Here is a 12,863-nt window from a genome sequence, read left to right as displayed (position 1 = left end):
CAGATTAATCGGGGCAGAATAATCGGAGCTGCACCAAAATTGCGTCAGAGCCCCTTTTGGATGCCGATAGGGGGTCCCAGTCGAACGCCGATTGACAGCAGATTGAGCGTAAGAGGCTGTTGAAGGATCTCATCGAACGAAACGAGCTGGAGCAGCCCATCTTCTACAGCGAGCATCACGAAGGGGACGGGCAGGCGCTGTTCGAAGCCGCCAGTAAGCTCAACTATGAGGGGATCGTCTCGAAGCGTGTCGATGCGCCGTACCGTTCGGAGCGGGTCGAAGCCTGGCTCAAGGTGAAGGCGGTCCAGCGGGATAAATTCCCAGTAGTCGGCTTCATCAAAGACCCGGCCGGCGTCGCAGCCCTCTACCTCGGCAAGTTGGAAGGGAAAGAGATGCGCTACATGGGCAAGGTTGGGACGGGCTGGAATAGGACGAAGTCGGCGGAGATCCGGAAAGCCTTGGATACCGTCATCAGCCCAAAGCAGAAGCTCACCAAGCCCATCAAGAAGCCTAAGGCCACTTGGGTCGAGCCAAAGTTCTACGCCGAAGTCGAGTATCGGGACATCACCTCTGAGGGGCTGCTCCGCGCCAGCTCGTTCAAGGGGCTGAGCAAAGGAACGCGCCGCTCCTAGTCGCACCATCCGAATGTTTCGGCTGTTACGTGGTTCTATGTTCAGGGAGGGGCGTGGATAGTGCTCCATGTCAAGAGCAGTTGCGCCAACGCAATCATTTGACACTTGTAAATCAGCTGCCACCCCGTTCGTTTTATTCGGCAGGACGCTGTGCTTCACTCATCATCTATCACTCTCGATGAGGAGCATGGAGTGCCAGACAACCTTCAAGAACAATTCCGTCAACTAGAGTCCTTGGAGCGAACTCTAGTGGTCCGATTTGCCACAGCGATACATGTGCTGCTTGAGCTTTATGATCGCTTGACCATTCCGCAGGCGACCACATTCCTCGCGGTATGGGCCGAAGAGGGACTGAATGTGTCCACGTTGGCGCGCCGGTGCGGCGTCAAGCCCTCGGCCATCTCCCATCAGCTTCGGGTCCTAACTTCTCGAAATATCCGCGGTGTCGATGGCCTCGATCTTCTGGTTGTCCAGGATGAACGCACCCAAGACCTTCGTCATCGCTATGTATTTCTCACCGAGCGCGGCTCCGCCTTGGCTACGCGCATGGTCGAAGTTATGGAAAACGGCCGAATGAGGAGAATACCTCCAATGGGCATCCTTGAGCGTCCCGATCAGCCCCCGCTCGATGGCGCCCTTTGACTTCGCGCCCAGGTCTCGGCCGGCCCCTCGATGACCTCTGGCCTCTAGCGAGGCCGGTGGTGGCCCATGGCCGCTAGGAGCCCTAGGAGAGTCACTGGTGAGTCCGAACCGCGGGGCCCCCGACCGACTTGCTCGCGCCGAAAACGAATCCAGAGTCATTTCTGGCCGTTTTGGGGGCTCCTGGTCGGCTTGGGCTCATGAGCGCGCTTATTCCCACCGCGATGTAATATTGTTACACCGGAAACCTAAGGACCTTTAGCATCACCCTGCAAACATTCGTTCCACGATATGGTAAGGTTGGCGATGGGGGGTTGGGGGGGTAGTTGAGAGGGGAGTAAGGGGGAATACTCCACATAGATATCATCCCTATTGGTGTCCCTTGTTTCTCCTTAGAAGCCTATTGGCTCACGCCTAGTTACCCCCAGCTTTGGAACTACTCCGGTCTCGGCACTGAACTTCTCTCTAAGGATGTTGACGGCTACCGCCTCCCTGCTCTGAGGGACGATGAGTGAGCTGCTGCCGGTTTGATGGACACCGAGATTAGGTGTTTCATGAAGCCGGAGGTGGGCGATGAAGAGACGGAAGTTCAGTCGCGAGTTCAAGATCGAGGCGGTCAAGCTGGTTAGGGAGCGTGGGGTGTCGGTGGCGCAGGCCGGGCGCGACCTGGATGTTCATGAGAACGTTCTGCGCAAATGGGTGAAAGAGTTCGGCTCCGATCCGGTGCAGGCCTTTCCCGGCCACGGGCAGATGAAGCCGGAGCAGCAGGAGATCGAGCGGTTGCGCCGTGAGGTCGCCAGGTTGAAGGCCGAGCGGGATATCCTAAAAAACTGTCCAGCGTTGTGGCGCGCCTGCGCGGGGTAGAAACAGCCTTGTGCTATCTTCTTGGCTAGGAGGGTAGCGGCCGTCAGCTTATTGGAGGCAGAATCCCCGTTAAAAAAAACGTGGTCCATGGGTGCATGCGGACTTGGGAGTGGTGACGCTGCTCCGGCGGCGATCCCGATTAGGAAGATGACGATTGGCATAACCCAGACCCTCCTGCCCATTTTTAAATGGAGGACCCGCTTATGCCCAAGAGGACGACTGGTGACCGCCCGGAGCTGAAGCCGGTCAATGTCGGCGCGGCCGCCATCGACATCGGATCAAAGATGCACATGGCTGCGGTGAACCCAGCCTGCACTGATATGCCAGTGCGCACGTTCGGCACATTCACAGAAGACCTGCATCATCTGGCAGACTGGTTTAAGGCCTGCGGCGTGACGAGTGTCGCGATGGAATCCACCGGGGTCTATTGGATCCCGGTTTACGAGATCCTGGAGCAGCGCGGGTTTGAGGTCATTCTGGTCAATGCTCGCTACGCAAAGAACGTGCCCGGGCGCAAAAGCGATGTCAGCGATGCCGCATGGTTGCGCCAGCTTCATTCCTATGGCCTGTTACGCGGCAGCTTCCGACCTGATGCCGAGATTGCAACCCTGCGCGCCTATTTGCGCCAGCGGGAGCGGTTGGTGGAATATGCCGCTGCCCATATCCAGCATATGCAGAAGGCCCTGATGGAGATGAACCTGCAGCTCCATCACGTGGTCTCGGATATCACGGGCGCGACTGGCATGCGGATCATCCGAGCTATTGTTGCGGGCGAACGCAATCCCGACGTGTTGGCGACCTACCGGGATGCACGCTGCCATTCTTCCATGGAGACGATCCGCGCCGCACTGGTGGGCAACAACCGACATGAACATGTCTTCGCCCTGACCCAATCGCTGGAACTCTGCGACGTCTACCAGGCGAAGATGCTGGACTGCGATCGCAAGCTCGAAGTCTTGATCGCTGCGTTAGGCAACAGAGGGACAAAACCGGGCAGAAAGTTACCCTGGCCACGCATAAAGACCAAGCAGGTCAACACACCCACGTTCGATGTCAGGACCGCGCTGTATGGTGTGCTCGGCGTCGATCTGACCGAGATCCATGGGTTGGGTCCGTCGCTCGCCTTGAAGCTCATCGGCGAGTGCGGCACAGATCTGAGGGCATGGCCGAGCGCCAAGCACTTCACCTCCTGGCTCTGCTTCGCACCGGGCAACAAGATTTCCGGCGGCAAGGTGCTGTCTTCGCGTACGCGACGATCCTCCAGTCGGGCAGCCGCACTGTTGCGGTTGGCGGCCACAACGGTCGGTCGAAGTGATACAGCGCTGGGAGCATTCTATCGTCGGCTGTCCTCACGGGCGGGTAAGTCGAAGGCCGTAACGGCGACCGCCCGCAAGATTGCGGTTTTATTCTACAACACGCTCCGGCACGGCATGAGCTACAGCGATCCGGGTGCCAACCAATATGAGCAACAATATCGCAGCCGCGTCGTCGCCAACCTTCAGCGGAGGGCCAAATCGCTAGGCTTCCTGTTGCAGGCCATTCCGGGGGACGCCAATCCGGCTGTTTCTTAGGAAGGCCGCAGCCTTCTTCGCGAAGGAAGCGACATGAAGTTCGTCTTCATCGCGAAGCACCGGGCGATCTGGCCGGTGGCATGGCTATGCGATGCGCTGGGGGTGTCGCGGTCGGGCTTCCATGCCTGGCTGAATCGCTCGCCCAGCGCCAGATCCCGCAGCGACGAAGAGCTCGGCGGCAAGGTGAAGGCCAGCTTCATGGCGAGCGACCGCACCTACGGTGCGCGCCGGGTGTGGCGTGATCTGCTCGCCGATGGGGCGGACTGTGGCCTGCACCAAATCGAACGGCTGATGCGCCTGCAAGGCTTGCGGGCGCGGCCGCGACGCCGGCGCTTGCCGAAGGACAGCGGCGATCGACAGATCGAGACCGTGCCGGCGAACCTCCTTGACCGGCAGTTCGCCGCCGAGCGGCCCAACCAGAAGTGGATCGCCGACTTTACGTATCTCTGGACGGCCGAGGGCTGGCTCTACGTCGCAGCGGTGATCGACCTGTTCTCACGCCGGGTGGTGGGTTGGTCGATGAGCGCCGCCATGACAGCTCAGTTGGTAACCGATGCCCTGCTGATGGCCGTCTGGCGACGCGGCAAGCCGGACGCCCTGTTGCACCACTCCGACCAGGGCAGTCAGTACACCAGCGAGCAGTTCCAGCGTTTGATGGCCGACCACGGCATTCTCTGCAGCATGAGCCGTTCCGGCAACGTCTGGGACAACGCGGCGATGGAGAGCTTCTTCTCGTCGCTCAAGACCGAACGGACCGCCAACAAGATCTACCGAACCAGAGACGAGGCACGAGCCGATGTGTTCGACTATATCGAAAGATTTTATAACACGATCCGCAGGCACTCGACCATCGGGTATCTCAGCCCGGTTGAGTTCGAGCGCAAGGTGGGATTAGCTTGACCTGGTGTCCATCAAACCGGCAGCAGCTCATCATCAACGGCGAGGAGTGAAGCGTAGTAATACTCAGCCATTCGCTTGATCAGCGCGTCAGTGAGCGACGGGACCACAGGGCGTTCTTTGAGCAGGGCCTCCGCGCTCGCCAGGGTCCGATTGAAGTCAGCTAGGACGTGCGTCGCGGCGACGTTCGCCTCCTTCAGCATTTTCGTGCCGAGAGACTTCTTAAGGTAGACCTGCTTGGGTTTCTCGGAGTTGAGGACACGCGCGACGGCTTCTTGGAGGCGCTCAGGCACCTTCCGCTGAGCGTAGTACGTCCCGTGTCTGTCCTTTATCAGTCCCATCAACGCGCGCATCAAAGCTATGACCTACTGCTACCACCTGTGCGCAGCCAAAGCCATGATTTGCGTGATGTTTTTGATATTTCAGCGCTTCTAGAGCCGCTGGCGCTCCCTAGGGGAATCGAACCCTTGTTTCAGCCTTGGGAGGGCCAAGCCGATCCGCTTGATGATCAAGAAGAGAGTTCGGCGATAGAGCCCTCCGGTTGTCAATCCCGGCTCGCCTGCATGAGCGGGCGTTACTGCACCAGTTACGCACCAGAAACGACTCAACCGAAGCGCAACGAACGCGATCGGATTTAAAAAAAAGGATAGCAAAATCAACGAAGCCGGCCGTTAGCCCGCCGCTCATAACGGTCTGGTTGCAGATTCGGGTCCTACTCGCTCCACCAGGAATCAGAACCGTACACCCAGCAGCGCAAGCCAAAAAAGTGCAGCCACAGTGATGGCCGTCGTGGCGATGGCATGTTGTCTCGTGGATCATCCGAGCACCATTGCGAATGCCCCTCCTCCCATGCGATTTAGGTTCGGGGCCGCTATTGCTGAACAATGCCGCGGAGATGCGCCACGCAGCAGGCTGGAAAGAGAAGCCCGAGGGGCTCTGCTTTTCCTGGAATTTGTGAATGGCCTGTAGGTCAGGCTCGATGACGAGATTGTCATCGCGATCATGATATTACCGCGGCCTGAGGCCAAACACATACCAGGCAGGCGTCGATGATGAAAGGATGAGTGGTTCCCGGCTGGTGAAAGCTCTCGATCGCAAAACTCGACGGGTGGCTCGCGACATGCGGAGCTCACAATCTGTGTTAGCTTGCTGAAGAGAGGACTTCCCGGCCGTATCGGCACCTCGTCCGGAGATAGGCTAATCCGTGTCCCGATTCGCGCAAATCGCGCCCGCTCACTCCTATGGTGAGTAGCGTTTTCAACTGTTGAAATTCGCTTTGCATTCTCGACGGGACCAATGGCACTCGCAATCGGAACTTCGCGGGTCGATGCCGGCCACGTTGATCATGATGACGTGGCGCTCGGGGTGGCGGCTACACCGTCACTTTTCATAAGAAAGCTGCCATTCAACTCATTCTAGAGAGCTTGAATCGCACGTAGCGTCATATTGTACGCTATCGATTGCGTAGAGTTGCGCTTCGGTTGCGGCATTTGGGACGACATTTATCGCGGACGTGTCGAGTTATGGACAGTACCGCCAATGGCATGACTGATGCTTGTTGGAATAAGCGAGACGTTGGACCAACCCCATCGACGCATGTGCACTCGACAGCCGTCCAATCCTGCTGGACTGGGGCGCTAAGGAGAGAGAGCCGTGGCGCTTTCTTCATCTGTCGCGATCGCGCTTGCGACCGTGCCGTGTCGCGCTGATGGACGACGAATCGAGAATGATGCATGGGCGAACCGGCATGAGATGCAAATCGACGGTCCCCTCAAGGTCTCTTTGTTCCAAACGCGGAGCGCGGAAGTGGACAATATAGAATCGATGACTCTACAGGAGCTGCGCTCCGCAATCAGTGGCGGCAGGGTCTTGGAGATAACTACGACAACGGGCTGTGTCGTCGGATGTTCTTATTGCCCGCAGGACAAGTTTGCCGAACGGCAAAGAGCGATATCCGACGTGAAGCATCTTTCTCTCCAAGATTTCAAGCGATGTCTGGCGCGCGTACCAGCAGCTGTCGACATCAGCTTTTCCGGGTATTCGGAGCCTTGGCTCAATCCGGCTTGCACCGAAATGGTTGAGCATGCCTATGCTTGTGGCCATGGAATCCGAATTTTCACAACCCTAGTAGGGATGAACGGGCGGGATCTAAGACGCTTGCGTGCGCTGCAGTTCCGCGTTTTCCTGGTGCATGTTTTTGATGACGGCACGCACATGGATAGTGGTCTCGTCAGGCGCAACTATGTCGATTTGATGCGCCAACTTGTCGATGCCGAGATTTCATCGTTGCTCTTCATAGTCATGGGCGAGGTGCATCCCGAACTTGTCGGCATAATTCCTGACGAAGCGCTGGTTCGCTCGCGTCCGCCGGGCAGCAGGGCTGGCAGCAGCGAGAAGATGGTTGGAGCGCGGCAGCCAATCGTTGGAGCACTGACATGCCCTGACGAACGGCAATATCGTAATGTTCTTCTCCCAAACGGCGACGTTACTTTCTGCTGCATGGATTTTGAGCGACGACACGTTCTGGGCAACCTTCTCCGCGACAGGTACAAGGATCTCTTCGAAGGGGCAGCTTTTTGCAAGATTGCCGATCGCATGAACGGAACGGACGGCTTTCTACTTTGTCGATCGTGTGAATTCGCCGAACCAATAACGTCGGAATGCTGATCCTTGAGAGAAGTTGACCCCTCGAAGCGAATCGCGAGCCCTGGCAAGGGTGGCCTTCCAGCTCATCACCACATCAGCCGCGGGACGACCCTGCCATAAACGGAGGGCCGCCATGGCCTGGAGCATTTTGTTGGTCGCCGGCCTGCTGGAGGTCGCCTGGGCAATCGGCCTCAAATACACTGAGGGCTTTACCAAGCCCGTTCCGTCCGTGCTCACGCTCGCGGCCATGGCCGGCAGCGTGATCCTGCTCGGCCTTGCGCTAAAGACGCTGCCCATTGGAACTGCTTATGCGGTTTGGACCGGCATCGGTGCGGTCGGCACCGCAGCGCTCGGGATCATCCTGTTCGGAGAACCGGCCGCCGCGTTTCGCCTTGCCAGCATCGGGCTGATCGTCGCCGGCATTGTCGGGCTGAAGCTCGTGTCCTGACGAAAACATCGGAAGCATTGACCCCACCAGGTCAGCGCCGCAACGATCGCCGAGGCCGGCACGTCATTCTGCAGGCATAGACGATCGAGCTGGCCACGTTCAAGCGCACCGCTGAGGGGCGCGGCGCCGATAATGGCGAGGAAAGTGGCCAAGCACAAGATGCTGATGCAAGGCCTCTGGGCCGAGACCATCTGGCCGCGACCTGGTCGTGACGCGAAAGCCCTAGCGCACGATACGCCAGCCGCCCATCAGGGTCCCACCGGCATCGGTCTGGCACAATAGCACCACCCAGAACGGCACGAAGAATTCGCTGCCGAGATCGCCGTGCGAATAGAACGGCAATGAACCCAGCTGATCGCAGTCAGGTGAGCTTGCGATCTCTGAGTGAGCTCAGCTCCGTTCCTCGAATTACCGGTGCGACTTCATTGTGTGGTTCCAAAGAAGCTCCATCACCCAATCTCTTTCGCAGGAGCGTTCATGAAATCACCGGCGCACGGCATTCGATTCGTGTTCGACCTCAGACCCGCGGCTTGTTTAAACAACGACCGCTATTGTCGCGTGGACGACATCGCGATTGAAAAACGCCGGGAGCTTGCATCGTGCCCGTCGGCACAGAGTCTGCACACAACGAGGGCATGGGAGCGACGCTGCGAGTTCAGTGACTCACGCTTCGTTCTGGAAGGCGCGCACTTCGTGTTCGGGAGGCGATATGCGATCTGACGTTCTTGTTCGGGCTGCCGCAGCAATTGCGCTCGTCGCATGCGGTGTTGCTCATTCAGCGGATCTCCAGCCACTTGTCAGCGAGCCATGCTGTTTCCAACCGAACGAACAGCTGCATTGTCTTCTGTGGCATTGTTGTGATCGGCGCGTGCAAGGCAGGTCCACACGTCTTTGTCACCGAAACCGCTCATGTGGTGTTAGGCTTCTTACCCGCCCGGCAAATGCTGGCCTATGTCGGAGCAGCCGTGGCTTGAAAAGGCAGTCGTGGCCGATATCGCCAACAGCAGCGAAGTCCGGAAAGGTACCTATGCGGCGTTCCCGCGGCAAAGGGCGCAATTCGACTACCGTCGTTTCGATGGCCCCTGGGAGGCGGCGTTGAGCAAGCGTCGCACCTGCTTGGTCCATCAGATTTGAGCGCGAGTGTATGAGTTTTGGCGGGACAGCATCTGGCGACCTCTGGGAATCGAGCTGCGAGCTCTGGGCATGTCAAAACCTGAAAGTTTGAGGCGAATGGAGTGGAGGTAGGCTGCATCCCAAGCCTCATTCGTGTTGCCTACCTCGCCCAGTGGTGCCTTGAACGCCAGTAGCCTTCTTTCTTCCGCTCAACCTGTACCCAGCGGAATCTGATTGTTGTTCCGTGCCACGCCTTTGTCTTGTTTAGGCTCCGGAGAGCCCGCCATTCTTCCGAGTAAATGCGGCTCTCTCTCGAACTCGAAAAGGCGCCGCCTTGGCATGACCGCGAGTCCATGGTTCCGAAGAATTACGCCGAGAACGATGGCGTTCCTGCGGAGCTTGCGATTTTCTGTCTTGCGACTTTCGCGCTTACGAGAGCTTGAGACCATCCTACTTCTTTGAGCATGGTTGGGCGGCAGTGGTAAGCTTCACTGCCGGTCGAGGCCAGCTCGCCCGTGACTGCCACTCTGTGCGGAACCGACTCTGGCATATATTCTGGTGTGGGGAATACGAGTCAAGGGTGTGCATTCGCGTCGTCAGAACAGCTGGCTGGTCGACCACCTAACCGAATGCACGCTCGATATAGCCAAGGTACGGCAAAGCTGCCCGCCCACAAGCCCCGTCCGGCACGATCGGCCGCGCGTTGCGGAGCGTGGTATCGTCCCCTGGAGTATCGCGCCCAATCGAGCACCAGACCGTTACGCACCAACCATTCTGCGAGATCGATGCCATCAGCTGAACAGATCGCCATCGTCCGTCCACACTCATCCTCCAGGACTGACAGACAACTGACTTCGCGCTCTGCAATGAAGCTTTCAAGCTCGCTCGCGGCCCTGAGGCCACATCGATATGGATTGACGTTGATATCTCGGCACATTTGCGTCTTGTCCGGCGCGTCGATGCCCCAGAGCCGAACGCGTGTCCCGTGAATTTCAAGAGTGTCGGTGCTGATGACCTTTGCCGGCCCCGTCAATTCGCCGGCAAACACGATGCTGCACAGTGCGAGCATGGTCAACACCACGATCAATCCATACATGGCGATCTTCTTTGTCGAACTGCGAACATTCCGGCCGAGTGCAGCAGAGCATGGGAGACCGCCGAACGGCGCTCCATCGCGGCTGTGCTCAGGAGGTCGTTAATGTTGCATGGGTAAGCTCGCTCGACGGATGAATCCCCGTGTATCAGCAGTGCAAGACTCCCCTCGCGTCCAACCTCGCCCCGGATGCTCTGCGACCAGGCTGCTGCGCTGACCGCATCCCGCCATTCCTCCAGGTCATTGCGGCAGTTCGCTTTGGCCGCATCACGCACCAGCCGGTCGAACTCGGTAGTGCGCGTCCGCTCACTAGCGACCGGGCCGACGCGGACGGCCGGCCGCAAGTCGTCGAGATATGATTTCCTGGTCGCCTTGTGCGGAATGAGCATAAGCTCAGCCCCCTCGCTGCCACGGATAGCAGCGAGCGCGCGTCGCCCGGGATCGCGGCAGCCGGCTGCTATCGGGGAAAGCGTACGCATCGCTTGAGCAAAACGGGCGACATGACGGCCATCGTTGCTATCAACAGCAACATGCCTTTTAAGAGCGGTGGGCGACAGATGCCCTCGCACTCACGCCGCCCAATTGGTTTCGCGAGCGCCAGCACAACCAGATCAGCCACCGGCTCGACCAAGGCCACAACTGCATAGGAAACCGCGAACGATGCGACGTCACCGAGGTTGGCGGCGCCGAAGCCCGCGCCATAAAGCGCCCAAAACGCGACCGAGACAACGATAGCAGATTGATACGCAGTCGAGAGCCCAATCGCATTACTGTACTGCAGATCGCGATAGGCAGCCTTGGATGGAATGAGCCGCTTGGCGAGCGCCCGGATCGCAAACAGCGGCACTAGACGCGTCGTGGCATTCATACCATATTGCGGCAGGTCGGTCGGAACAAAGAGCACGCCTTGCAGCAAAAGGCCGAGCGCAAGACCAAGGGCAGCCGGCGCCGCGCCGAACAACAGTGACAGCGTCGAGCGCAGGACGAATTGCACTTCGGAGACCCCAACCGCAAAGTGCGGCAGGATTTCGAAAAACGTGAACACAAGGCCCGTCGCGGCGATGGCTTGCACAGCAAATGACATTGCGCCCCGCTCGCGTATGGTCTCGACCACAAGCTTGGCGATGACGCAGCCCGTCGCAATGCCTGTCGCGTACCTCAACACGAGCTTGGCGTCTGTTACTATTCCGGGTTCGATATGCACGGTCTCGAGTCCTTTCTGCCGTTGTACTCGGGCCTTCGCTCTAGAATTTGCCGGGACTGTCGTGTGACTAACGGTTGGAAACGGCACTTCACCTTCGCCACCCTCGGTCCACTGGTAACGTCCTGTTTTCGCCAGATCGGACCGGGTGTGCACTCCGCCTTCGCTCGGTCATTGCGACATTTCATAGCAACAGCTACGCCAGCGCCGCTGCGGCGGTTAAGGCTCTGATTGCCTTGAAGCATCCGGCGGCGCGCAGGATTCGCCGTGTTCTGTAGCCGACATGCTCTGGAGGAAATTGAACACACATCGCGGCCAGTCTTTGGTCAACCTTTGCCGTTTCAGACAATCATTTTCGCTCGCCCATTGAAGCGGAAACTCCTGACGCCGTTGGCGCGAAGACACCGGTTCGGCATCAATCTTGCTCGACCTTGTTTCGAGGACGACGCCTATGGCGCAGCCAAATGTTTGGCGGCCCGGGTCGTCGAAATCCTCCAAGAGCTTGCTGGGTCGTTCGATTGACCTTGCGGTCAAGCATGCACGAACATGGAAATGGCGACGCACCCATCCAAACTTGGAGCCGGCATTTTCTGGATCGCAGCATCATCTCTCAGCGACGCGCCCGGCAAATTCCGCTGCACGATCTGCGACGAAGTTCTGGACGTGTTTGAAGGTCCCGGGGGAACGCTATCGTGTCGCAGTCAAACCGGATGCTAAAGTGAACATGGATCAACTTACGCCCGGTAAGCCTGCCGTCTCCGAACAGACCGCGGCCGCCTCGATGCTGAGCATTCGCGCAGTCATGCTGGGCGATCGCATCAGCCCGTCGGCTCTCGAAATCGGAACGCTAGTGTCCTCGACGCCGGTCGCTTTCCGCATTCATGCGGGCCTTGTCGTGATCTTCCGCTATGGCGTTGTAGTGCTCATCGGATTGTCGCCCTCGGAAGGAACCGCTCTGATCGAAACCCTGATATCGCGGGTCATCGGTGAACTCAGCTCCTATGAGGAGGAGAGCGCGCAGGCGCAGCTCTGCAACGACCAGAGCGCCGAGGTCATCCTGCCGGGCGGGCGGATTTTGTCTCAGAGAATTTAGCGACGATCGGCTGCTGCTGATCGCCGATACGCTAGCCAAGAGCACGGCGCTGGAGCGAGATGAGCGCCGTGTCGCCGCGGTGTTCGACGTGATCGAACCCTTTGCACGCGAACTAGCCGAGCGCGGCCGGACGCCGCGGGGCCGCAAGGGCATTCTCCAACTGATCGGCAATGCGCTCCTGGTCCAGCAGCGCGTCGCGGGCCGCGTCGCCATTGCCGAAAAGCCCGACGCACTCTGGGAGAAGCCGGAACTCGAGCGGCTCTATTCGCGTCTGAAAGACGAAACCGAACTGAAGGAGCGTCTTGAGATGCTTGAGCGCAAGCTGTCGGCCATATCCGGAACGGCTAACGCACTGACGGACATCATCGACACACGGCGCTCGCTGCGTCTTGAGTGCGTTATAGTCGTGCTGATCGTGATGGAAGTTGCGATCGGATGCTTTCAGATTATTACAGCAGCTCACTGAGTGCGGCTGGCCGTAGCGCGTGGAGGCGCCTTCGTGGGGTTTGAGCGGGCCTACTGACCGACCTGACCAAGCGTTGACGTGGGACGCGCCGTTCGGCCGCACTCAGCTGCGGATTTCGGCTATGTCTTCGCCGTGCTCGTGGAGGCGAGGTTCGGCGAAATCCCGGTGCGCTCGCGAACACAGCAAATAGCCGAGGCGAG

At 58.8% G+C, this 12,863-nt stretch carries 11 protein-coding genes and 3 pseudogenes; 10 read left to right on the top strand and 4 right to left on the bottom strand.

What is annotated here, in order from left to right; translation table 11 throughout:
* The first annotated feature begins 119 nt into the window (after nt 1-119).
* From IVA78_RS23385 to IVA78_RS23365, 5 genes and pseudogenes are all read left to right on the top strand, one after another.
* Nucleotides 120-632: a hypothetical protein gene (locus tag IVA78_RS23385; protein WP_247468168.1), complete on the top strand. Its 513-nt coding sequence runs from the start codon at nt 120-122 to the stop codon at nt 630-632.
* A 192-nt stretch (nt 633-824) separates the two neighbouring features.
* Complete coding sequence (locus tag IVA78_RS23380) at nt 825-1,274, top strand: hypothetical protein (protein ID WP_247468165.1); 450 nt, start codon at nt 825-827, stop codon at nt 1,272-1,274.
* 570 nt (nt 1,275-1,844) lie between these two features.
* Nucleotides 1,845-2,099, top strand: a pseudogene (locus tag IVA78_RS23375) (transposase); the annotation flags it as partial.
* Nucleotides 2,100-2,338: 239 nt separating this feature from the next.
* Entirely contained in the window at nt 2,339-3,706 is a 1,368-nt protein-coding gene (locus IVA78_RS23370; RefSeq protein ID WP_247468162.1) for an IS110 family transposase, read from the top strand.
* Nucleotides 3,707-4,606: pseudogene (locus IVA78_RS23365) on the top strand (IS3 family transposase); the annotation flags it as partial.
* 11 nt (nt 4,607-4,617) lie between these two features.
* Here the strand turns inward: IVA78_RS23365 and IVA78_RS23360 are convergent.
* Nucleotides 4,618-4,944 carry a DUF6538 domain-containing protein gene (locus IVA78_RS23360; protein WP_247468160.1) on the bottom strand — a complete coding sequence of 109 codons (327 nt, stop codon included), beginning with the start codon at nt 4,942-4,944 and terminating at the stop codon, nt 4,618-4,620.
* 1,312 nt (nt 4,945-6,256) lie between these two features.
* Here IVA78_RS23360 and IVA78_RS23355 point away from each other — a divergent pair.
* Together IVA78_RS23355 and sugE are read left to right on the top strand one after the other, a co-directional pair.
* The gene (locus IVA78_RS23355) at nt 6,257-7,270 is read left to right on the top strand and encodes an SPASM domain-containing protein (RefSeq protein WP_247468157.1); all 1,014 of its coding nucleotides are present in this window, start codon (nt 6,257-6,259) and stop codon (nt 7,268-7,270) included.
* A 112-nt stretch (nt 7,271-7,382) separates the two neighbouring features.
* A complete protein-coding gene (gene sugE / locus IVA78_RS23350) occupies nt 7,383-7,697 on the top strand; it encodes a quaternary ammonium compound efflux SMR transporter SugE (protein ID WP_247279066.1) in 315 nt (104 codons plus the stop codon).
* A gap of 222 nt (nt 7,698-7,919) precedes the next feature.
* Here sugE and IVA78_RS23345 read toward each other — a convergent pair whose 3' ends face one another.
* Nucleotides 7,920-8,039 carry an inorganic phosphate transporter gene (locus tag IVA78_RS23345; RefSeq protein WP_247334058.1) on the bottom strand — a complete coding sequence of 40 codons (120 nt, stop codon included), beginning with the start codon at nt 8,037-8,039 and terminating at the stop codon, nt 7,920-7,922.
* A 135-nt stretch (nt 8,040-8,174) separates the two neighbouring features.
* On the opposite strand from IVA78_RS23345, the gene IVA78_RS23340 reads away from it, so the two are divergent.
* Both IVA78_RS23340 and IVA78_RS23335 read left to right on the top strand, forming a co-directional pair.
* Nucleotides 8,175-8,417 carry a hypothetical protein gene (locus tag IVA78_RS23340; RefSeq protein ID WP_247468154.1) on the top strand — a complete coding sequence of 81 codons (243 nt, stop codon included), beginning with the start codon at nt 8,175-8,177 and terminating at the stop codon, nt 8,415-8,417.
* A gap of 5 nt (nt 8,418-8,422) precedes the next feature.
* Entirely contained in the window at nt 8,423-8,671 is a 249-nt protein-coding gene (locus IVA78_RS23335; RefSeq protein WP_247468152.1) for a hypothetical protein, read from the top strand.
* A gap of 713 nt (nt 8,672-9,384) precedes the next feature.
* Here the strand turns inward: IVA78_RS23335 and IVA78_RS23330 are convergent.
* Together IVA78_RS23330 and IVA78_RS23325 are read right to left on the bottom strand one after the other, a co-directional pair.
* Nucleotides 9,385-9,906: a thermonuclease family protein gene (locus IVA78_RS23330; RefSeq protein ID WP_247468149.1), complete on the bottom strand. Its 522-nt coding sequence runs from the start codon at nt 9,904-9,906 to the stop codon at nt 9,385-9,387.
* 454 nt (nt 9,907-10,360) lie between these two features.
* Nucleotides 10,361-11,107, bottom strand: a complete 747-nt coding sequence (locus IVA78_RS23325) for an energy-coupling factor ABC transporter permease (protein ID WP_247468146.1) — start codon at nt 11,105-11,107, stop codon at nt 10,361-10,363.
* A gap of 778 nt (nt 11,108-11,885) precedes the next feature.
* On the opposite strand from IVA78_RS23325, the pseudogene IVA78_RS23320 reads away from it, so the two are divergent.
* Nucleotides 11,886-12,663 (top strand): annotated as a pseudogene (locus IVA78_RS23320) (RMD1 family protein).
* The last annotated feature ends 200 nt before the right edge of the window (nt 12,664-12,863 follow it).

Source organism: Bradyrhizobium sp. 137, assembly GCF_023074095.1.
Classification (GTDB): Bacteria; Pseudomonadota; Alphaproteobacteria; order Rhizobiales; family Xanthobacteraceae; genus Bradyrhizobium.
Note: the sequence above shows the minus strand (reverse complement) of the source record. Positions and strands in the feature narration are given on the sequence as shown.

Excerpts from the sequence above, each read along its gene's own strand:
- IVA78_RS23370 (WP_247468162.1), top strand. The coding sequence starts at position 2,339 with ATGCCCAAGAGGACGACTGGTGACCGCCCGGAGCTGAAGCCGGTCAAT.
- IVA78_RS23360 (WP_247468160.1), bottom strand. The coding sequence starts at position 4,944 with ATGGGACTGATAAAGGACAGACACGGGACGTACTACGCTCAGCGGAAG.
- sugE (WP_247279066.1), top strand. The coding sequence starts at position 7,383 with ATGGCCTGGAGCATTTTGTTGGTCGCCGGCCTGCTGGAGGTCGCCTGG.
- IVA78_RS23340 (WP_247468154.1), top strand. The coding sequence starts at position 8,175 with ATGAAATCACCGGCGCACGGCATTCGATTCGTGTTCGACCTCAGACCC.
- IVA78_RS23330 (WP_247468149.1), bottom strand. The coding sequence starts at position 9,906 with ATGTATGGATTGATCGTGGTGTTGACCATGCTCGCACTGTGCAGCATC.